Below are 22,743 nucleotides of genomic sequence, written 5' to 3'. Positions count from 1 at the left end.
CAGTTGACTGTGACCTAAAGATCCTAAAGTATTCCGACACAAAAAGACCTAGCCATTGGCTAGGTCTTTTTGTGTTTTTGTATATTTGTATAGTCAAAACCTAGTTTTTTAAAATGCTTTGCTAGACCTATTGACAAAAGATTGACAATAAAAAACTTGGTTCCTATGAATGGGGTTTGCGGCTATTGTGCAAATAAATTGTAATACTCAAATTCATGTCTATTCTCTACAAACACCGATTGTATCAAGAACAAGATAGATATACCTTGGTCACCGCATTACATTCAGACAAATTTTAAAACTTAACTCTCGTGAGGAGTAAGATAATGAAAAAAGTGGCTTCAAATCTATTTGGTGGCTTAGGTTTATTCGGATTAATTAGTATCTCTGCAAACGCGGCTGTGGCTGAAACAGCAACCAGTGTTTCTAATCTCAGCAAAGATCCAATTAACAATGTCGTTGCTCAAAATGTAACTTCTGTATCTCAACTCAGCGATGTGCGTCCTACCGATTGGGCTTTCACCGCTTTACAATCCTTGGTAGAGCGTTACGGTTGTATCGCTGGTTACCCCGACAGCACCTTCCGTGGCAACCAAGCCACCAGCCGCTACGAATTTGCTGCTGGCTTGAATGCTTGCTTGGATAAAATCAATGAAATCATCTCGGCTGGTCTTGCTGATAAGGTATCCCAAGAAGACCTCGCTACTTTGCAAAAACTTCAAGAAGAGTTTGCTGCCGAACTAGCTACCCTTCGTGGTCGTGTTGATGCCCTTGACGCTAAGGTTGCCAAGCTCGAAGCGCAGCAATTTTCTACCACCACAAAACTACGTGGTGAAGCGATTTTTGGACTTGCGGCTGCGTCTGATGGGGTTACGACCCCTGCTGTACCTAGTTTTCTTCCCACTGGAGCTGATAAAACCAATCTAGTTTTTAATTATCGTGTTCGCTTGAATCTTGACACTAGTTTTACTGGTAAAGATCTTTTGAGAACCCGTTTACAAGCATCTAACACCAATACTGGTGGAAGATTTGACACGGCTTTGGGCGTTAATGATGCGAGTCGTCTATCCTTTGAAAGCGGTACAGTCAATAACAATTTTGAAATTAATCGTCTCTACTACAAGTTCCCAATTGGCGATAGTTTCATGGCTTATATTGCCCCAATTGGTCAAGTAGAAGATGTGATCAATCCTCTTAACCCTCTTGAAAGCGATAGTCAAGCAACAATTTCTCGCTTTGGCAGATTTAATCCCGCAATCCGTATCGCTTCTGGTGGCAGTCCAGCCGTAGCAGGTTTTGATTGGAAACTGTCTGGCAAGGTTAATTTCCAAGGTGCTTACAGTGCTTCTAATGCTGGATTGGCAACTGGTCTAGGTGGTGTAACTGGTGGAGATACTAAATTTATTGGTCAGTTTGTCTTCAAGCCAACCGACAATCTCACTTTGGGTACTACCTATGCCAATGCTTTTACTTCCTTAGGTAGTCTTGGTGCAGGTTTAAATGCCAGTTCCACTCCCGGTTTGACCAATTCTATTTTTAACAGCAATACTGTTGTTGGCAGCTTGATTTGGGATATCACCAAGCAATACACCTTCAATGTTTGGGGATCTTGGTCATTTATTGATGGTAGAAATACGGCTCTGAATACTGCTGTTTCTACAACTAATACTAGTTGGTTAGCCTCTGTTTCTGGTGAAGATCTGTTTAAGGAAGGTGATTTAGCAGCGATTAGTTTTGGTCAGCCTCTATTTACTACCAGTGCTAGTGGCGCAATTCCTGCTAATTTTATAAGCTTGACAAGTCCTAACACACCTTATCAACTTGAAACCTTCTATCGCTTCCCTGTTACAAAGAATATCAGTATCACTCCGGGTGTGTTCTTTGTGTTTAATCAAGGCAGCGATGCCCGTAATGGCACAGCAACTGTTGGTGTAATCCGCACTACTTTATCCTTCTAAATCTTAAAGATCCCCAAAGATTTTCTGTAAAAACAAAAAAGTGAGTTGCGGCGCTTTGCGCCGCAACTCACTTTTTTGTTTTTGATTTATCCTAGCTAGCTCTTGCTCTGAAAATAACGAGCAAATGCCCACTTTGTATAAAAATAATCCGTGAACCTACTCTATAAACATTCTTACAACAGTTTACGCTGTTTTAAAAAGAGCTAAAATATTCAAGTATTGGGGAAATTTTTTCCATACTCTATATAAATTTGTGCCTAAGCAAGATCTAAATCTTGTTTGGAGATAGTCTTTTGGGGATATATCAACGCAAATTGACTTGCCAATTTCACACAATTGCATAATGAATATTGCTGATCAAAACTGTTTAATGTCACAGGCTGACTATGCCAAAAAATTACGCCCATTAATTCCAGTAGAAGCTTTTGCTCCAGCTCCTCAAAAGGTCTGGATTTTATTGATAAATATTATCATTTTAGTTTTGGGCTGGGGGATTGCGTCTTATTTAGATCGGTGGAACTGGCAATACCTTTGGCTCTATATTCCCATTGCGATCGCAATGGGAAATAGTGTTATTGTGCTGCTGTTTAGCACCCATGGCTTATTGCATAGCTCCACAATTACCACACCTTGGTTGCGCCGATTTCTGAGCCTATTGGGATTGACAATGCTATGGATGCCGCCAACTCTATGGAAAGCAGTTCATAATCGTGAACACCATAGTAAGACTAATTCAGAGCAAGATCCCGATCGCAATTATTTATCGCAACAACCCAACAACTGGGGAAAATGGATTCAAAATGCTTTCGTACCGTCATCAGAAGTAAATCCTATTCTTTTAACAATTGGTATGAGTCATGCATGGGGGGTACATACATTTCGCAATTTGACATCATTAATATTTTTTAATAATCGTTTCGCTAAATATCCAGTGTTTGCTTTTAGCGTTAGTGAAAAGGAAAGAAAAGAAATTATTGTAGAGCTATTGGTGATGATCGGTTTACATATCGCAATTCTTGCAATTCTCGACTTCTCACCACTCAAGATTCTATTAGGATACCTATTACCAATTTGGATTGGACATGCGGGTTTAATGTTTTACATTTACACTAATCACTTACTTTGTCGTATGACTGAAGTAAATGATCCTTTGGTGAATAGTCTTTCTATTCGTGTGCCGAAAATATTTGATATTCTACATCTTAACTTTTCATATCATACGGAGCATCATATTTTCCCCGGAATGAATCCTAGCTACTATCCTATGGTGCAAGAGTTGCTGTTAACTCATTATCCAGAGCGATTTAATTTGATGGATGCGAGTCAAGCATGGAAGTTACTTTTACAAACACCACGTCATTACCTTGATCAAACTACGTTTACCAATTGGTCAGGCACAAAAGTAGTTTCTTGTCCTAATCTAAATCAATCTAAATAATTTGAATTTCTGCGCTATGCGGGATTTGAATTTAAGTAGTTCAGCATAAATAACCTTAAAACCCAGAAGCGTGATTCGCCCGCAAAGAGGGCGAATCACGCTTCTGGGTTTTAATAAAGATATTGTGAGTGTGAAGGCATCACAGAAAGAAGGGGCAATTCATGAATTGCCCCTTCTTTTTTGTGCTCTTATTGCGGTTCTAAACGAATTAACTGCCCATTACTTTCGTCAGTCAGAATATAAATCAATCCATCTTTTCCTGTTCTAACATCACGAACCCTTTGACCGATCGCAATCGATTCTTGTGTGCTGGCTTTGCCATTTTCAAACTTGATACGGACGACATCTCTCGATACTAAGCCGCCTGCAAAAATATTGCCCTGCCAATTAGGGAAGCGATCGCCTTGATATACTGTTAAACCCGATGGCGCAGTTGAGGGAGTCCAGATTAATTTAGGTTCGGGAATGTCGGGGCGAGATTTCTGATCGGACACAGCACCACCAATATACTCCTGACTATAGGTGACTATGGGCCAGCCATAATTTTTACCCGCTTCTACTAAGTTCAGTTCATCACCACCGCGAGCGCCATGCTCGGTTGCCCAGATTTGACCAGACTGGTTATCGGCATATAATCCTTGGATATTGCGATGTCCATAGCTCCAGACTGCGGGATCGGCATTAGCAGACTTCACAAAGGGATTGTCAGCAGGGATCGAGCCATCATCGTTGATACGGACAATTTTGCCGAGACGACTATCTAATTTCTGAGCTTGGTTACGGATCAGTTCGCCATTGAGTTGTAATGGTGGATTGCCACCATCACCGATCGCAATTAGCATCGTCTCATCGGGTAGCCATGCGATTCGCGCCCCAAAATGTTGATTACCTGATTTGCTAGGGCTTACTTCAAAAATTACCTGTGGATCGGTGAGCGCTTTGCCATCAAACTTGGCTCTGAAAACACTGGTGCGATTTGATTGCAAGTCGCCAGCCGCGTAGGTAAAGTAAACAAGTTTATTTTCGGTAAAGCGAGGATGTAGGGCAATATCGAGCAGACCTCCTTGCCCCGAGACAAATAAGTTAGGAATATTTGCGATCGCAATTTCTTCTAAAGCTCCATTCCGCCAAATTTTGACCTTACCACCACGCTCCGTGATCAAAATTGAGCTATCGGGTAGCCACGCCATTCCCCAAGGACGATCCAAGCCACTGGCTAGCGTAACTTTCTGAAACTTAGTTGCAGCTTGCGCCACTGGAGTAGATGACTGTGTCATCGCCACATCTGGAGAAGCATTGGGCGCTGAATTTGCCTTTGTTTCTGTGGTAGAACAGCTACCAATAGCTACTGCGATCGCAATCGCCACCATACTCGCTAAACCATGGGAAATATTCATACGTAGCCACAATTTATGCAATTTACTTTAAATGTAGTGCGGAACTACCTAGGAGTAATATCTCTGATCGTGACTGTGAAGCCATCCCCCAACTTAACGACAATAACCCGATAACGAATATTTGGATCGGCAGGGTGGGGAACTTCTTCATCTAAAGGTATCCCTGTTTCCACGACATTGACGAGGCGATCAAATAACTGAGGGTTGACTTTCCCTAAAAATCGTCGTAGCACTAACCTACCAACTAAATCTTCGCGACTTCGATCAAAAAGTCTGGCAACCACAGGGTTTAACACAAGGCAACGAAAATCTAAAATATCCCCCGTAATTGTATCTCTGACTGCTTGCATAGCGGCGATGCCATCGGTGATGCTATTCAATACACTGGTCAACATTGCCCGTGATTGATACAGCATTTCTTCGGTTTCTTTATGTCTTGCGATTTCATCTTGTAAAAGCTGCTTTTGACGCTGAATCGTGAGTTGGTTTTCGAGACGCACCACCACTTCTTCAGTGTTAAAAGGCTTACAAATATAGTCAACGCCACCTGACCAAAAGGCTTTTACCTTATCAAACACATCATCTAAAGAACTAATAAAGACGATCGGAATATCCTTTAAATCATGATCATCCTTCATGGCTTGACATACTTGATAACCATCCATATCTGGCATTCTAATATCTAAAAGAATTAGATCTGGTTTCTTCACTTTTGCTGTTTTAATTGCCATGCGGCCACTAGTCACACTACGCACACTATAGCCCAAGGAAAATAGTAGGTCGGTTAGTAGTTGCAGATTTTCAGGGGTATCATCTACCAGCAATATATTGCCAGTTATTTCAGATGGAAGGATGTAACTCATGTATTCATTTAGCAGTTATTCAATGCAATCAAAAAATCTATAGCTCCAATTCATTAACTAGAGGTTCGGTCAAATCAAGTAATTTTTCAAATTGGAAACTACGGACTATATTAGTTAGATATTCCTTTAAAACTGACTCTTTGTCTGGAATCACCCCGATGAGATCAAGTACACTATTTGAGTCAGCCTCAAGTGATGCTTTATATAATCTCATAATCCAGTCATCTGGCATCGCTTTTAAGTTTTCGGGGACTAGAATATTTTGATTATTTAAATGTCGATAAAGTTCCTGTTCATGGACAGAGACTTCTTCATATAAGTATTTCACACCAAGGTGTTTTTCCATAACTTCAAAAATTGTCTCAGTTCTGAAGGGTTTACGAATAAAATCATCGCATCCTGTCGAGAGGACAATCGCCTTTTCTTCTTCTAAAACACTTGCCGTCAGCGCAATAATTGCGGTCGCATTACCTTTAATTGTTGATTTGATATATTTAGTTGCCTCATAGCCATCCATCACAGGCATTCGCATGTCCATCCAGATCAAATGAGGCTCCCATTCCTCCCAAATTGCGATCGCTTCTTTTCCATTACTTGCTTCGCGTACATCAAACCCAATCGGTGTAAGAAGACTAGTCAATAATTTGGTGTTAATCGGTTTATCATCAACAGCCAAAATGCGGTAGGTAGGTTGATCGGGCGCTAATGCCACAGTTCGCTTGAGCTTACTAGAATCTGTAATAGTTACTTCATTACCCAACTGAGCATGAATATCAAATTGAAAAGTTGTACCCTTACCCAGTTCGCTCGTAACGGCGATATCTCCGCCCATCAATTTCACAAATTGCTGGCTAATTGCTAAACCCAAGCCTGTACCTTCTTGATGATCTCGACCTGCTTGAGCCTGTGTAAATGATACAAATAGCTCAGCCAAATCTTCGGATGCAATGCCTACCCCCGTATCCCGTACTGTAAAATTTAAAACGCAATCTTGGGAATCAAGTTTATCCAGATTGACCTGCAAATAAATTTCGCCTGCTTTGGTAAATTTAATCGCATTTCCCAATAAATTAATCAGAATTTGCCGCAACTTCACCTCATCAGTATGTATATAACGGGGAATATTGCGATCGCAGTTAACAATCAAATTGAGATCTGCATTAACTGCCTGTAAGTGCAGCATATCTTCCACATCATCCAGCAACTTATGCAGATCAAAATCCTTTGGATTCAGTTTGGTTTTCCCCGCCTCGATCTTAGATAGATCGAGAATATTATTAATCAAGGTCAGCAGGTAATCGCCACTACGATTGATGATACTGGCATTTTCAACATGCTCTGGCGGCAAAGTCTTATTCCGCATCATTAACTGGGAAAAGCCAATTACTGCATTCAGGGGTGACCGCAGTTCATGGCTCATATTGGCAATAAATGTACTTTTGGCTTGGTTAGCCGCTTCTGCCTTGGCGGCAAGCTCTAGAGCCTTTGCCTCACTCTGCCGCAAATCACTGGTGCGGTCTAGCACTTTTTGCTCTAGTTCGACATTTGCCCTTTGCAGTTTCAAGTTTACTTTTCGATTTTCAGCAACGATCGCCAAGATCGCCAGAGTTGTGATGGAAATCACCCCCATAAAGATTTGTAATAGTAAGAGCGAATCTCCAGCCGTGATCGCTTTATAAAATACACCGTATCTATTTGCAGTAGCGATCGAAGCTACCATCGATACAAACATAACCAGTAAAGTCGTCAGCCTATGACCAAAACGAAAAGCTGACCAAAGTAATGGTGGTAACAGTAGGTATTCAAGGGGGTAGGCTTCGTAAAAAGAAAGACAAGCCACGATCACAATGCTTACAAAAACAGCAATTACTTCAGAATTAAAATAAGAGGTGATTTCTTTTCTCTGCTCTGGGTAGAGCCATGCTAAAGCCAGGGAAGCAAAAACTAAAACACCAACCGAATCACCAATCCACCAAGGAAGTAAAAAGTTTGTAATAAAATTAGCACCTTCATATCTCCTCGTTAAGGTATAGATCCCAACTCCCGTTATGGTTTGGAGGATAGTTCCGCTAAACGTAGAAAAAATGGCAAATATAACTACATTGCGGACTTTAAGAAATGGATATCTGGTATGGGCAAACTTTAAAATCAGAGAAACTGTAATTAATGTACCGATTGTGGAACCAATACTTGCACCTAAAGCGGGTATCAAAACTTTCAGCCAGTTTCTGTGCAGGTTAAACAACAATATTCCGCAGAACATTCCCAACCAACGCGATCGCCCGAAAACTAACAATAAGCCCACATTTAAACCAGATCCGGGCCAAACAGGAGAGGGGCCAAAAGTTGAGAAAATGGTATTAGATGCAAACCAAGATGACACAAAGTAAACAACAGCAATGCACCCAGACTCAATCCACCATCGCAAATTATGCACTTCTATCCCTAGTTTTGACAGATTCCAATGGGTGCTATTAGATGTTTCTTGAGTGGACAATTGGTTGCTTTTCATTGACTATTTATTTTTTTTGTAAATCCTAGTCGTAAGAATTGACGAACTGTTCTGCCCTTCACAATCTCTTGCTAAATTCACTCTGCAAGTTCCAGCCAACACTTTGAAGATTAATTAATTGTTTTGGTCAGTTCCACTTTTAATGCGTGGCAGCCCCATAACATTTTAATACTCAAGCCACACCTAAAAGGTCAGAAAAGGTCGGATCAAGGTCTGTTGTTCACGCCCTCTCTGCAAGTTCCAGCCAACGCTCCGTAGACTGATCAATTGTTTCTGTTAGTTCCGCCAACCGAGCAGATAGCTTTTGCAACTCGCCATGACCAGTAGGAGGATCGTGATAAAGCTTTTTCTCGATTTGTGCCTTTTCCGATTCCAATTTGGGGATTTTCGCCTCTAGTTCTTCATACTCCCGTTTTTCTTTGTAGGAAAGTTGCGAATTTCTTTTGGTTTCAGGCTGTATTGTGGCAGGACTAGAACTGGATTTTTGTTCTTTAGTAGCAGATTTGAGAGCCTGCTCCTTAGCGTCACTCGATTCTTTTTCCGCCTCGTCTTTTTTGTATTCCAAGTACACCGAATAGTTACCGGGATACAAGCGCACTTCACCCTCTGGCTCAAAGGAGAAAACCATCTCCACAGTGCGATCGAGGAAATAGCGATCGTGGGAAACGACAATTACGCAGCCATTAAATTCTTCGAGATACTCTTCCAACACGGCGAGAGTCTGCACATCAAGATCATTAGTCGGTTCATCAAGGATCAAAACATTGGGAGCCGCCATCAAGACTTTGAGTAAGAATAAGCGGCGCTTTTCGCCTCCCGACAATTTATTGATCGGTGCATATTGTGTATTCCCTGGAAAGAGGAACCGCTCTAGCATTTGCGAAGCAGTAATGATACTGCCATCGGAGGTTTTGACCAATTCTGCAACATCTTTGAGATAGTCAATCACGCGCTGATTGCCATGCTCTGACAAATCATCAGAATGTTGATCGAAATAGCCAAAATGAATGGTTGTGCCGATCTCGACCGTACCCTCGTCAGGTTGCAATCGCCCTGTGACGATATTCATCAATGTGGACTTGCCCGCACCATTGCTGCCGATGATGCCGATGCGATCATCGGGCGTGAAGTTATAAGAGAAATCTTTAATTAAAACTCGATCGCCATAGGACTTACTAATGCAATCGAGTTCCACGACTTTTTTACCAATGCGTCGCCCCGCGGTGGTGATGTCCACCTTGGCATTGGCTTGTTTAAATTCGGTAGCTTGCAAGGCATGGGCGCGATCTATCCGCGCTTTTTGTTTGGTACTCCGCGCCTTTGGTCCCTTTTTGAGCCATTCTAGTTCGCGGCGCAATAGTCCCGCATGTTTCCGCTGGGTACTTAGTGCCGACTCTTCCGATTCTGCCTTTTTTTCTAAATAGTAAGAATAATTGCCCGCATAGGAATACAAATCACCACGATCAATTTCAATAATGCGATTGGTGACTCGATCCAAAAAATAGCGATCGTGGGTAATTAACAACAATGCGCCACGGTAGCGATTGAGATAGCTTTGTAACCATTCGACCGAGAGCGCATCTAAATGGTTAGTCGGCTCATCCATCAGCAACACATCGGGGGCAGATAATAACGCCGATGCGATCGCAATTCTTTTCCGATAACCACCTGACAGGCTGCCCACCTTGGCTTCGAGATCATCAATGCCCAACTTAGTTAACACAATTTTGGCATTAGTTTCTAAATCCCAAGCCCCAGTCTGATCCATCCGCTCAGAAACCCGCGACAACTGCTCCAGCAAGCGATCTTGATCGCCATGACCATGGGTTAACTTATCCGAAATTTCTTCATATTCCTTGACTAGCGACATCTGCTCACCACTATCGGCAAACACCTGCTCTAAGACTGTATGCTCAGGATTCATGTCAGGCTGCTGTGGCAAATAAATAATCTTGGCGCTAGAGTTTACCCAGAGTTCGCCACCATCACTATGCTCTAGTCCTGCGATCATCTTGAGCAAGGTAGACTTGCCCGATCCATTTGTACCGATCAGCCCCACCTTATCGCCTTCATCAAGGCTAAAGCTAGCATCCTTGAGGATTTCCTTGATACCAAAATCTTTGCGGAGTGATCGCAGTGTAAAAAGTGCCATGCCTAATTATTTTTGAGCTTTTTGAGCCTATGGTGAGCTTATATTTTAGTCTAGTGGCAGTCCACCAAGCACCGCCACAGAAAAGAATAGACCCCGCTTTGCAAAAACGCTAAATTTCAAAGCAAGGTTTTTACTTGAAAAATGGCAGAATGCATTGCGAGGTCTGGATACTGACAAAAAATGCCAGTTTTTTGTAATTCTATGACAATATCTACGAATCTAAAGTCAAGCAATTTTGCTGATGTAGATTTGATTTTTTGTCGATAGAGTGTTGCGATGTCTCGGATAATTCCTCTATAGCGTGGATTGCTAACTAACGTTTGGCAATACCCGCTATTTTTATTTTGACAGAAAAAAGCAAAGATATACATTTTTTATCTACACATTTGCCATTAGATCTGTCGGATTGAGCAGGGATCGCTTAATTTCGCGATGAATAAACTGCACCATTAGGCATCGTTGCACCGTGCAAGTTAACATTTGTGAGTTTTACCATAACTTTTTCGCCATAACCCACCTTAGCTCCCGTCAAATTTGCTCCACTTAAATCTGCTCCACTCAGATCTGCCCCGATCAAATTTGCGCCCCGTAGATCCGCATCCCGCAAATTAGCTTGAAATAAATTAGCTCGAAATAAATTTGCGCCTTGGAGGTTTGCACCTTGCAGATTGATGCGGTGCAAAAAAGCATCCGTTAAGTTAGCGTTGCTGAGGTTGGCATAGCTTAAATTGCGTCCCTCTAAATACTTTTCCCGCAAATCTGCACCCCTTAAGTCGGCTCCTGTGAGATCCGTTTTCGGTGTTTTTGGTGGAGTTTCGGCGGGTTGCTGAGACTTGCTGTAGGTATCTGATGGTGTTGCTTGACTCGCTTGCGCCGACTGCGATGACTTGTAAGCCTGATAGGCTTGCGATGCTTGAGACTGATATTGCGATTGGTAAGACCGATGACGCTCTGAAGATCGCTCTGATGTCTGTTGTGAACTTTGCTGCGAAGCCTGTTGTTGCGCCTGCGTATTTTGATAGGCGCTTTGGTAACGACTTTGATAGCGCGTCTGGTGCTGGTGATATTGCCGATTTTGATGAGCAGTTTGGTGAGCAGTTTGATAAGAACTTTGATAGGTATGCGTATATTTGGTATGGGTGTGTGACGCTTTCTGCTCAGCCGCTTTCCGCAGGCTATCCCTTGCATGATTGATTTCTTTCAGTTTTTCTTGGGCATGGAGTTGCTGATGTACATTCTCTCTAGGAATGCGATCGGGATGCCATTGGAGCGCTAGGATTTTATAAGCTTTATTGACTTCTTCTAAAGTCGCGCTAGGTGTCAAGCCTAAAAGTTTGTAGCATTGATCGAGTTCCATAGTTTGTCGATTCCACAGCGACAGAGATTTGTAGTTTACGCCGCCAATAGATCCCAAGTGTATCAAAACAAGCAGGTTATCACTTGTCAACCAAAAAATTTATAATTGCTTGATTAATTGTAGTTTCACCATGCATATCCAGCTTTTGGACATCATCTAAACTGGGTTGTTGGAGTGGAGCCGTCAAAAATGACCAATCCCCTGCATAAAAGTCTTGCGGATCAATTACCAGATGCTCAGCATATTTTTTCACCCCATTGATCAGGGTTTCTGCTTCTAAAAAGCCCTGACGGGTAAGACATACCACAGGCACACCGATCCGCAAAGCCTCGGATAACGTGCCATAACCGGGTTTAGTCACAATGCGATCGCAAACTACCATCACATCTACAGGACGAATGCGATCGCAATTAGCTTTAATGAGATTCGGTAAGTCAGGTGCATCTCGATCAAAGGTGATAAATTGCCAATCAGCAAAATTTTCGAGATTTTGATAGGGAATTGCCTGTAAACTTAGTCCCCCAAAGGTAAGCAGCGCTGTAGGGCGATCACTATCTAACTTAAATTTCTCGCGCAGATATGCCGCCGTATGCTTAGGTTTTGCACCAGTTAGCCCCACATCTTCAATATGGGAAAATGAACTCATTGATTCGGCAAAGGGCAACCGAAACAAGCGATCGCAATAACTGTAGGTTTCTGATAGATGATCCGCCAATTGGTGAAACTTGCCGCCCCAATCGCGATAAATAAAATCCCATCCGAAATTGCCTGCCATCCAGCAGGGAATCTTGGCAGCCTTCGCAATTTCCACCACCATCGGCGGAATATCTCCAAAAATTAAATCAACCTTATGCTCGGCTAAAAACTTCACCTCAGCCGCAATCAAATCCGCCTGCTGTTCCCAAACCCTTTGCCATGCAGCAAAAGTTGCCTCGCGATCGACCTGCAAACTATCAAGCTGAATTACGCCCACATCAAACACACGGGGATGATAAATAAAATCCCCGTCAATATATTCCTCCAATAACCAACGGGGAGCCGTCGTCGCAATGATCAGTTTAATCTCAGGGGCTAGACGTTGCAGCTCAGAAAGGACGGCTGCCGTGCGCGTAGCATGACCAAAACCATGATTGGTAATTGCAGCATATAAAGTAGGCATAGCTTTCCTAGGTTTTATCGTGGTTCATTCACAGGGTTTTGCAAAACTGGCAGAGGTGAACTCACGCTAACCTGCTCAGCCACAGGTAGAAGATTTGTTGTGGCAATATCTCCTATTTCCTGTTGGTCGTCAATAGGAGCTTGATGCTCCTTACCAGATCCACGCATACTGACAAGATAAATACTACTCAGAGTCAAAATTACACCGAGCCACTGCACCAAGGTCAGGTTTTCGCCTAAAAATAAACTGCTGAACATCAATGCAAATACGGGGGTCGAAAAAGTCAAAGCGCTCAAGGTCGTCAAACTGCCAGAAGATGCAAACAAGAAAAATAATCCATAGGCGATCGCACTGCCCATAATCGCCATATATGCCATGCCTAGCCATCCCCAAGTCGACAGGTGTTGCCATTGCTGCTGCTCGATCTGCTGTGAAAACAGCAGTAGGGGCAAGCCACCAATAATCATGTGCCATCCAGTCGCCATCACAGGATCGGCATAGCGCACCACAGGACGAATCAAAATTGTCCCCACCGCCATCGACAATGATGCGCCGAGCATAAACCATTCACCAAGGGTAAACACCCCAGCCTTGATCACCGTCCCCACATCTCCCGCCAGCAAGGCTGTCATTAGTTCCGTAGGTAAACCGATTAGCCCAATCCCAATGATGCCCACTAATAGACCAAGGGTTGCGGCAATGCCAATCCGCTCTTTGTATAAAACGGCGGCTAGCACAGCCACAGCAAGGGGTTGTGAATCAATCAGCAACGAGCCTAGCCCTGCATTGGTACGCACCAAACCCTGAGCCAAAAAGCCCTGAAACATCGTGCCATCAACCAACGCAAATAGGCTAATCCATAGCCATGCTTGCCAACTCTTGGGTTGCTCTCTGCCAAAATAAGCTCCACCAACTACCAAGAGGATACCTGCGGGAATGAGTCGCACCGCCGCCATAAACATTGGACTTGTCTCTGGCAATAGGGCTTTCATCACCACCATAGCTGTCCCCCAGAGGAAAAATGGCGCAATGATTAACGGAGACTGGCGAGTTAGCCCCAAACTGATCGCTGGCTTAGATGAATCCATAGTTTAGATGTGCGGTTAGACTGGCAGGGTTTGATTGCAAGAATGCTAAGAAGTATTAACAATATTATCGTGATCAAAACCAAGATTGGGTTTCAGATCTAGTAGATACTCTCTTCCCAGTCAAGAAATCACGGTGCGCGGCTTTGTCGCGCACCGTGATTTCTTGGTTTTATAGGTCTATTTCTTCGGTGAGAATGGAGTAGGTAGCTAGTTTTGTTTTTTATTTTTATTGGCAAGAGTGAAGAGATATATCATGACATTTCCAAAAAAACTTGAACTTTTGTGAAGTGCTTACCCTGTATGCGTTACACTATTGCAACAACAGGTTGCGATCCTGAAATGCTTTACCAGTCAAGGGTTTTGGGGATTCAGATAAGAATCAAGCCAATAAGTAATTAAAAAAAACTGCTCAAAACCATACAAAATAAACGTTGTGTATATACACAAGTGGCAAGTTGCTATTAGAATGAACAATCACAAGTCATAGTCAGTCAAGGTTTCGTCGAAAGCGATCACATGGCTTTGACTTTGATTTTAATTTGACATTTAACTCATCCATATATAAGGGGAAACCTATGAATAAAGGTGAACTAGTTGATGCTATTGCTAAAAAAGCTGCCGAAAAGGGCTTGTCAGTAAACAAAAAAACTGCTGATGAAGTTCTTTCTGCCACCCTTGAAGTAATCATCGATACTGTTGCTAGCGGCGAAAAAGTAACTTTGGTAGGCTTCGGCTCCTTTGAAGCTCGCGATCGCAAAGCCAGAGAAGGTCGTAACCCTAAGACTGGCGAAAAGATGGAAATCCCCGCCACCAAAGTACCTGCATTCTCTGCTGGCAAGTCTTTCAAAGAGCAAGTTAGCCCTCCTTCCGACTAATTTGCTTTGTAAAAAAGAGGCGGCGCAATGCGCCGCCTCTTTTTTGTACTCGCGCTTTACGCTCAAGCCTAAAGCAAAGACCAGTGGCGCACGCTGTGCGCCACTGGTCTTTGAGCCTAGCTACTTAGAAATTATTTATGTAAGCGCAGCCGCACCACCAACAACTTCGAGAATTTCTTGGGTAATCGCAGCTTGACGAGCTTTGTTGTATTGCAAAGTTAAAACCTTGATGAGGTCTCCAGCATTTTCACTAGCGTTGTTCATAGCTGTCATCCGTGCAGCTAGTTCACTAGCTACAGATTCTTGCAAGGCACGCAGAATTTGATTGCTGAGGTAGAGAGGCAATAAAGCATCCAAAATTTGCTCAGGCTCTTGCTCAAAAATCAATTCTTTGGGCAGTTCCTTAACCGTGATTTCCATCTTTTCGCGCTCAACTTGGAATTTACCACCACGAGTAATCAGGCGGAAAATTTCGTCGTCTTGAGGTTCTAGACCTTGAGGCTCAAGGGGCAGCAAGGTTTGGATTACAGGACGTGAGCTAATTAGAGATACAAAACGGGTATAAATCAATTCAACACGATCGATCACGCCAGCCAAAAATGCTGAGGTAATTTCGTCTTCAATTTTGTTTGCTTCAGATGCGTTGGGAATTTGATTAAGGTTCGTAAAAGTCGCGGCGATCGGTTGATCACGACGCGCGAAATACTGAGCCGCTTTACGACCGACCAGAATAAAGGTGTAATTAATACCTTGTTCCTTTAGTTCTTTGGCACGGGCTTCAGCGCGGCGGATAATATTTGAGTTATAGCCACCACAAAGACCACGATCGCCTGAAATTACCAGAAGACCAACAGTTTTTACAGGACGCTTATCTAGTAGAGGCAAGCTGACATCCTCGAAGGTGATGCGCTGCTGAAGACGATAGAGAACTTGAGCGAGGCGATCAGCAAAAGGACGGGTTGCCAAAACTTGCTGCTGAGCGCGTCTGACCTTTGCGGCGGCGACAAGACGCATTGCTTCAGTTATCTTGCGAGTATTCTTAACAGTGCCGATGCGATCGCGGATAGATTTGAGGTTAGCCATGAAACTAAATTGCTACTTGCTATTGAATACTATGGAAAATTTGATATATCACAGAAGACACTTACAGTATCCTAAGTAAGTATCTTAATAAAAAACTGCGCCTTCAAACCGCAAACTAATGTATATCCTTGAAATTGATTAGCATAGTAATAAATCTGCTGACGTAGATCTATTGTCAAAAATCTGCAAAATAACCTTTTAATCCTTTGCTATGATCGCCTCCTCCCCTTCCTTTAACCCAATTTTTACAACAAATAGCCAAATATCTGATATTACTGAGTCCTCGGACGATCTGATTGAAATTGCGGGGCGTAAGTTCCGATCGCGTTTAATGACTGGCTCAGGGAAATATACTAACTTCGATGTGATGCGTCAGGCCCTCATCGCTAGTGGTTGTGAAATTGTTACTGTGGCAGTGCGACGTGTGCAAACCAATGCCGCAGGACATGAAGGGTTAGCTGAAGCGATTGACTGGAGCAAATATTGGCTGTTGCCCAATACTGCGGGATGTCAGACTGCTGATGAAGCGGTGCGTGTGGCAAGATTGGGACGTGAGATGGCAAAAATTTTGGGTCAAGAAGATAATAATTTTGTGAAGCTGGAAGTAATTCCCGATCTCAAATATTTGTTGCCTGATCCGCTTGGGACTTGCAAGGCGGCGGAACAATTGGTTAAAGAAGGTTTTGCGGTACTACCCTATATCAATGCTGATCCACGTTTGGCGAAAACCCTTGAAGAAATTGGTTGCGTAACGGTGATGCCTCTCGGTTCGCCAATTGGTTCGGGGCAAGGCATTAATAATGCTGCCAACATCAAAATCATTATTGAAGAGTCTAAAGTCCCTGTTGTCGTTGATGCAGGTATTGGCGTGCCTAGTGAAGCGGCGGCGGCGATGGAATTTGGTGCAGATGCTTTGTTAATTAATACCGCGATTGCCTGTGCAAATAATCCTGTGGCGATGGGGCGAGCCATGGGAATGGCGACTGAGGCGGGGCGGGCAGCATATTTATCGGGTCGAATTCCTGTTAAAGCCTATGCTAGTGCCAGTTCCCCATTAACGGGGCTTGTCAGCTAAGCCCAATCTCAAACACGATCAACTAAAACAAGGCGGCGTTTTGCGCTGCTTTGTCTAGTAAGTTGGTTGCAACTTGAACTGATAGGGAACGCGAGAAGAAGTACCCTTGGGCAAAGTCGCAGTCCCACGCTTGTAGTTGCACTATTTGTTCTGGCAGCTCAATGCCCTCGGCAATGATTTTGATATTCATGGCATGACCAAGGGCAATGATTGCTTTGACAATGGCGATATTGCGATCGCGATCGGATTCTTCGCCATGGATTTGGCTGATGAATGATCGATCAATTTTGATCGTATTGACAGGAAATTTTTGGAGATAGCTCAGCGAAGAGTAACCTGTGCCAAAGTCATCCAGACTTAAATGGATATTTCTAGCTCGCAATTCTTGGAAGACTTTAACGGCAATTTCCGTATTTTCAATTAATAAAGTCTCTGTGATTTCTAGATTTAAGCAACTTGTGGCAAGTCCAGATTTTTGCAATACGGCATCGATCGTATCCACAATATTCGGATCTCTAAGTTGCTTGCCCGATAGATTTATGTTGATTGTCAAGTCAAGGGACGGAAACTGGTCTTGCCATAGTTTTAACTGATAGCAAGCGTTGTGTAATACCCACTTACCTAAATCAACAATGAGACCAGTATTTTCAGCAACAGGGATAAATTCTCCTGCGGTGAGTAAGCCTCTGATGGGATGTTGCCAACGCACTAAGGCTTCAAATCCTTTTAATTGCATGGTCTTCAAGCAAACGATTGGCTCGTAATAGACCAAAAATTCTCGGCGCTCGATTGCTTGCCTCAATTCACTTTCTAGTTGTAATCGGCTCACAACAAGGTCATACATAGAGCGATTAAAGACTGCATGACAATCCCGACCCTTTTCTTTGGCTCTATATAAAGCGATGTCGGCATCTCGCAATAGATCATTAGCCTGTTCATAGGCATGGGAACCAATCACGATGCCAATACTGGCACTAGCTAAAATTGTGTGCGTACCGATCGCAATTTCCGATCGCAGTTGGGCATGAATCCGATCAGAGACATTAATGGCTTCTTGAAGATTAGCAATGTCATCAAGCAAAATCGTAAACTCGTCGCCGCCAAGTCTTGCCACGGTGTCAAAGGATCTCACCGATTTTTCAAGGATCTTGGCAACCTCTACTAATAGGAGATCGCCAACCAGATGCCCCAAACTGTCATTGATCACTTTAAATTGATCTAAGTCAATGAAGAGGATCGCAAACAGATGATTAGTAACTCGTTTTGATTTTTTGAGTACCATTTCTAGGCGATCTAGAAATAAGACGCGATTGGGTAAGCCTGTCAAACTATCGTGAAAGGCTTGATGAATTAGTTGCTCTTCAGTAAATTTACGGTCAGTAATATCTTGTCCAATGCCAACAATACTTTGCAGTTCATCTAGATCGTTGAAAATTGGCGCGGCACGTTCAAACAACCATCGGATTTCGCCATTGGGTTGGACAATCCGATATTCCATACTCCATCCCACATGAGCATGTTCCTTGGCGGTTGCGATCGCAATTTTGCGATCCTCTATATAAATCGCATCAAAAAAGGATTTGGGGTCTGCATAAATACTGGTACAGGTACGCCCTGAAATCGCCTCATAGGCAGGATTGATATAGATAAACTCTGAGAAATCAGGCTTTACCATCCAAAATATTTCTTGGATATTTTCTGCCATTTGGCGAAACTTTTCTTCGCTCTCTCGCAATGCTGTTTCTGACTGTTTGCGCTCAGTTATGTCTTCGGCAAAGCATAGTAAGTATTGCGGCTGTTGCTCACAGTCATAGAGAGGTACCTTGACTGTATGCAAAATTCTTCTGCCTAAACTATGGCTATCTACAGGTTCTTCAGGAATATCCTCGATCGACTGGTTGGCAAAAGCATCTAGATCTTTTTGATGAAAAAAGTCAGCCTGTTTTTTGGGAAACTGATCATAGACCGTTGTACCAATTGCCTCTTCTGCGGATAAACCAAACAGCGCTTCACTAGTCCGATTCCAGAGCAACATTTGCCCAAAAGTTTCTGGTTTGCCATCCTTGACAAAGACAGCCACAGGCAAATGATCAATTGTGCTTTGGAGAAAATTGCGAGTCCTCTCTAGCTCTGCGTTGAGAGCAATATAGCGTTTTTCACTCTCTCCCAATGCGATCGCAGTTTGCTTGAGCTGTGTAATATCGACAAAAGTAACCACGATGTGCTTAATTTCGCCTTGCAAATCAAACTCAGGATAGGCATTGATGATCGCCCAGACCATATCATCGATATCAGAGCGATACAAACCCATTTCATAGTTTTGGAGAGGTTGTTTTTCTCGCAATATTTTATTAACAGGAAAGTCGTCTAGCCCCATCAAGCGACCATCACCATGGTAGAAATGCCAATCTGGATCGGTAACATACTTGCCCGCTAGTTCCGATTGAATTAGTCCTAATATTTTGGCTGCGGATTTATTGGCAAATAAAATCTTGGTGTCAGGAGCATGAACCACGATCGCTGTATGCAAGTTTTCGACAATATTTTGCGCTAGATCGGCAATTAACTTCCCACCTAGATCAAAAGCTGAGTTTGTGCTAACAAATTCTGATAACTGCTCTCTTAATCGGCAATTTTCCGCTTTTAACTCAATGATATTCGACTGTAAAATTTCTAACTCATTCATGATTTAGATTTTTAGGTGGGTATTATTTTGCCTACACCTCAAAGTTTTTACTCCCCCTCCCAAATTTTACAGCACCGATCTAATATCAAGCTTTTCTAAGCTTTAAACTTCTGTCGAGCTTTGGCAAATATTCTTTGCGATCGCAATTTCATAATTTGCCAATAGCTCAAGTCCGCAATATCCCCTCGATAGATTTGCTTGTAATCAAAAAACTCATTTAGTTCTTCCAAAATTACTTGCAGTCGCGCAATGATATTTTCAGCACGATATTCATCCAATACATTAGTTGATAAGGTCAGTTTTTGAGAGCTATGCAGTGCTTGTAAGATCCTTTGCGTATCAAACCCTTGGGAGTAACCTGCAATTTTGTAACAGTTAAAGGCAGGATCGAGATAGTCCGACAGGCCATGATTAACACTCGAAAACACTTGACAACCGCAGGCAAGTGCCTCCATCGGTTGCAGCCCAAACCCTTCGGTCACTCCCTGCACTGCCCAATATTCCGCCGATTCGTACAAATAAACCTTTGCCGAATTAAATAAAGTTTCTAAATCATCGACATAGCGATCGACTACTTCCACGCGACATTGTTTTTGCAAGGCAGGAATTAATTGCTGCATCAAATAGTGCGAAGATTTTCTTGCTTGCACCAATACATCAATATTGCGATCGCGATGTTGATTATGAAATTTACCAGAAATTTCATTGGGGAGATAGTAAATCAAAGAATGGGGGGAACGCTGTCCCCAGTAGCCCATGGTGTTGCGGCTAACCGTAATAATTGGCACACTGGCAGGTAACCGAAACCCATATTCGGCGCTATGGGCATGGTAAATCACATTAAACCTTTTTAGTTTGGGAACAAGTTTTGGCACATCAAAACCCCAACTAACCACAAAAATTACATCCTGCAATTGCTGTGCAGCATCCTCAGCTTGCAATAGATCCTTGAGCCACAGATGATTTTTTTCTCGTTGCCGATAGGTCACTATTTCCGCAGAGACAACAGTTTTTGCTAGTTCCATAGTTTTTATTTCTGCCCACAAGCCCCCACAGGCAAATTTATTTGTAGTTCCCGGCAGCAAAAAGTATAGTCTTCTCATTTGTTAGGCTCAAATATCAGGCGCAAACCTTTGTCAAATAAGTTTAGGTCAAAAGCGATAACCGTAAAAAAAACCGTAAAAAAGTGGCTTTGGCAATTTATGCCGCTTTGGATCGTTGCTACGGCACTCAGTTATTCCATCGGTGGCTTTATTAGTGGCTTTGTCACCGATTACATTGCAGGTGATCTGGGGGTATGGAGCAGTTTTGCCGTGATGAGTATGACAATGGGGATGGCACAGTGGCTCGTGATCAGAAAACAGCTCAGAAAACAACTCGATGGGATGGGATGGCTATGGGCAACGTTGATCGGTGGCACTGTGGGGGGACGGATCAGTATGATGGCAAGTTTTCAGCTAGCCATAACCTATGGCGATGCTATTGATCTGGTGGCGATATATGCCTGTTTACGAGGCATGTCTACAGGCTTAGCACAGTGGTTTCTACTCAAGAAAAGATTTAACCACGCCGAATGGTGGATCCTCGCTACTACCGTGAGTTGGTATGCCAGTGTCATGCTCGGCAGACTATTGATTAGGGATCTCGGCTATTTTTTAACCCTAACCATCGGTGCAGTTTACGGATTGTTAACTGGAATCATGTTTTTGCTGCTTTTGTCTGACTAATTAATACATTTTTGCATAACTTAATGTTTGGATAACGAGTCCGATTTTTTCGGTAAACTCGCTTTTTTAAGCGCATATTTCTTGAAGACGATGAATGCGTCAAACAATTAATAGATATAGATTGCAACTTGCGATCGCAAATTTATGCGGGGATCACACCAACTCAAATCCAAATCCAATAATCAGCAAATTAACAGATATATGATTGAAGCGGATTAGATGTAGTTCATTCTATCTACTTCTCAAGGATGATTTATGATCCCCACTAATATCGTAGGTTAAAGAGCGGTTGTTGTTTTTAAGTGTATTCACCCCATATCCAAGCTATACATGCTTAAAAATTGATTCACCATTTAAATAAAGTTCTTTTTTATGAATTTGCAATCAATGGTCTTTCGGAAAAGCCTATTTGCAAATACTAAAACTACAAGCATCTATATTATTAAATCAACGAAAATATATGCCTAACTCATCCGTACTCTGGGTTATATCCCTCAGTACAATTCTTTCTAGTGCTTCATTACCAATAGACTTAACTACAGTTATTGCTCAGCTTGATATCTCTAAAGCTCTAGTCGCACAGCAAGAAAATCCGACTAAAGACAAACAATTATCCAATCAAAATAAGCCTAAACACATCATTGATTTTAAGGCTAATTCAATGAATGAATGGATGGTTATGGTAAATAATCAGCCTACTTTTGTAGTTAAAGATTTACCTAACGCCATGATTACCGCAACCAAGTTATCAGTAATCATGAATGCTCCAGATTTTGATCCTGATTACCTAGAGCCAATAGTTATAAATAATGAATACATTGGCAAATATAAAGATGCAATCCTGTTCAAAGTTGCTAAAGGTGAGGTGGCAAATGCTTCACTCAATCTCACCCAATGGATCAATAATCTGCGAGTGTCCACAGGGGCTGAGCCATTAACTTTGGTCGAAGCGCAACAACAAATGTATCGGTTGGCATACACAGGCGAGGAGATTAATGGGATTGCCTCTTGGTATGGTCCCTATTTCCAAGGTAGACAAACCGCTTCAGGGGAACAGTTTGAACAGCAGGATTTTACCGCCGCGCACCCTAGTTTGCCCTTTGATACTTACCTCAAGGTGACCAATCAAAGTAATGGCAAGTCAGTTGTCGTCAGAATTAATGATCGTGGACCATATTTTGGCGATCGCAATTTAGACTTGTCCCATGCCGCTGCGATCGCATTAAATAGTGATGAAGTAGGAGTTGTCCCAATTACTGCCGCAGTTTTAGTCTCTGCCAATAACGAAAGTTTCTATTAAGTAACTTGTGACGTACGCTGCTTGTGCGCTAAACGAAAAAAGCGGCACTATGTGCCGCTTTTTAGTAGAGGTA

General features: G+C 42.7%; 15 protein-coding genes and 1 pseudogene. 6 read left to right on the top strand and 10 right to left on the bottom strand.

Annotation, left to right across the window (positions count from 1 at the left end):
* Positions 1 to 326 precede the first annotated feature (326 nt).
* Together H6F41_RS01120 and H6F41_RS01115 are read left to right on the top strand one after the other, a co-directional pair.
* Positions 327 to 1,958, top strand: coding sequence for an iron uptake porin (locus H6F41_RS01120; RefSeq protein ID WP_190401618.1), 1,632 nt, complete (start codon positions 327 to 329; stop codon positions 1,956 to 1,958).
* Between the two features lie 343 nt (positions 1,959 to 2,301).
* Positions 2,302 to 3,396: a fatty acid desaturase family protein gene (locus H6F41_RS01115; protein WP_190401617.1), complete on the top strand. Its 1,095-nt coding sequence runs from the start codon at positions 2,302 to 2,304 to the stop codon at positions 3,394 to 3,396.
* Positions 3,397 to 3,584: 188 nt separating this feature from the next.
* Here the strand turns inward: H6F41_RS01115 and H6F41_RS01110 are convergent, their stop codons facing one another.
* The 7 genes from H6F41_RS01110 to H6F41_RS01080 all read right to left on the bottom strand — a co-directional run bounded on the left by H6F41_RS01110 (position 3,585) and on the right by H6F41_RS01080 (position 13,924).
* The gene (locus H6F41_RS01110) at positions 3,585 to 4,793 is read right to left on the bottom strand and encodes a PQQ-dependent sugar dehydrogenase (protein WP_190401616.1); all 1,209 of its coding nucleotides are present in this window, start codon (positions 4,791 to 4,793) and stop codon (positions 3,585 to 3,587) included.
* A 44-nt stretch (positions 4,794 to 4,837) separates the two neighbouring features.
* Entirely contained in the window at positions 4,838 to 5,656 is an 819-nt protein-coding gene (locus H6F41_RS01105) for a response regulator (protein WP_190401615.1), read from the bottom strand.
* A 37-nt stretch (positions 5,657 to 5,693) separates the two neighbouring features.
* The gene (locus tag H6F41_RS01100; RefSeq protein WP_190401614.1) at positions 5,694 to 8,168 is read right to left on the bottom strand and encodes a hybrid sensor histidine kinase/response regulator; all 2,475 of its coding nucleotides are present in this window, start codon (positions 8,166 to 8,168) and stop codon (positions 5,694 to 5,696) included.
* 220 nt (positions 8,169 to 8,388) lie between these two features.
* Complete coding sequence (locus H6F41_RS01095; protein WP_190401613.1) at positions 8,389 to 10,320, bottom strand: ABC-F family ATP-binding cassette domain-containing protein; 1,932 nt, start codon at positions 10,318 to 10,320, stop codon at positions 8,389 to 8,391.
* A 421-nt stretch (positions 10,321 to 10,741) separates the two neighbouring features.
* Positions 10,742 to 11,677, bottom strand: a complete 936-nt coding sequence (locus tag H6F41_RS01090) for a pentapeptide repeat-containing protein (RefSeq protein ID WP_190401612.1) — start codon at positions 11,675 to 11,677, stop codon at positions 10,742 to 10,744.
* 79 nt (positions 11,678 to 11,756) lie between these two features.
* Positions 11,757 to 12,836: a glycosyltransferase family protein gene (locus H6F41_RS01085; protein ID WP_190401611.1), complete on the bottom strand. Its 1,080-nt coding sequence runs from the start codon at positions 12,834 to 12,836 to the stop codon at positions 11,757 to 11,759.
* Positions 12,837 to 12,850: 14 nt separating this feature from the next.
* A complete protein-coding gene (locus H6F41_RS01080; RefSeq protein WP_190401610.1) occupies positions 12,851 to 13,924 on the bottom strand; it encodes a DMT family transporter in 1,074 nt (357 codons plus the stop codon).
* Positions 13,925 to 14,499: 575 nt separating this feature from the next.
* Here H6F41_RS01080 and H6F41_RS01075 point away from each other — a divergent pair.
* Positions 14,500 to 14,799: an HU family DNA-binding protein gene (locus tag H6F41_RS01075; protein ID WP_190401609.1), complete on the top strand. Its 300-nt coding sequence runs from the start codon at positions 14,500 to 14,502 to the stop codon at positions 14,797 to 14,799.
* Positions 14,800 to 14,934: 135 nt separating this feature from the next.
* On the opposite strand, the gene H6F41_RS01070 is transcribed toward H6F41_RS01075, so the two are convergent.
* Complete coding sequence (locus tag H6F41_RS01070) at positions 14,935 to 15,882, bottom strand: F0F1 ATP synthase subunit gamma (protein WP_190401608.1); 948 nt, start codon at positions 15,880 to 15,882, stop codon at positions 14,935 to 14,937.
* Between the two features lie 274 nt (positions 15,883 to 16,156).
* On the opposite strand from H6F41_RS01070, the pseudogene H6F41_RS01065 reads away from it, so the two are divergent.
* A pseudogene (locus tag H6F41_RS01065) lies at positions 16,157 to 16,957 on the top strand (thiazole synthase); the annotation flags it as partial.
* A gap of 22 nt (positions 16,958 to 16,979) precedes the next feature.
* Here H6F41_RS01065 and H6F41_RS01060 read toward each other — a convergent pair.
* The gene (locus H6F41_RS01060; RefSeq protein ID WP_190401607.1) at positions 16,980 to 19,643 is read right to left on the bottom strand and encodes a sensor domain-containing protein; all 2,664 of its coding nucleotides are present in this window, start codon (positions 19,641 to 19,643) and stop codon (positions 16,980 to 16,982) included.
* A gap of 95 nt (positions 19,644 to 19,738) precedes the next feature.
* Positions 19,739 to 20,746: a glycosyltransferase gene (locus H6F41_RS01055; protein ID WP_190401606.1), complete on the bottom strand. Its 1,008-nt coding sequence runs from the start codon at positions 20,744 to 20,746 to the stop codon at positions 19,739 to 19,741.
* Between the two features lie 99 nt (positions 20,747 to 20,845).
* Between H6F41_RS01055 and H6F41_RS01050 the strand changes: the two genes are divergently transcribed.
* Both H6F41_RS01050 and H6F41_RS18860 read left to right on the top strand, forming a co-directional pair.
* Positions 20,846 to 21,370, top strand: a complete 525-nt coding sequence (locus H6F41_RS01050; RefSeq protein WP_190401605.1) for a hypothetical protein — start codon at positions 20,846 to 20,848, stop codon at positions 21,368 to 21,370.
* Between the two features lie 460 nt (positions 21,371 to 21,830).
* Positions 21,831 to 22,670 (top strand): septal ring lytic transglycosylase RlpA family protein, encoded by an 840-nt coding sequence (locus H6F41_RS18860; protein WP_190401604.1) that lies wholly within the window; start codon positions 21,831 to 21,833, stop codon positions 22,668 to 22,670.
* Positions 22,671 to 22,743 lie beyond the last annotated feature (73 nt).

The sequence above is a fragment of the Pseudanabaena mucicola FACHB-723 genome, from assembly GCF_014696385.1.
Lineage (GTDB): Bacteria > Cyanobacteriota > Cyanobacteriia > Pseudanabaenales > Pseudanabaenaceae > Pseudanabaena.
The sequence above is the reverse complement of the archived record's forward strand: the minus strand, read 5'-3'. Positions and strand labels throughout refer to the sequence as shown.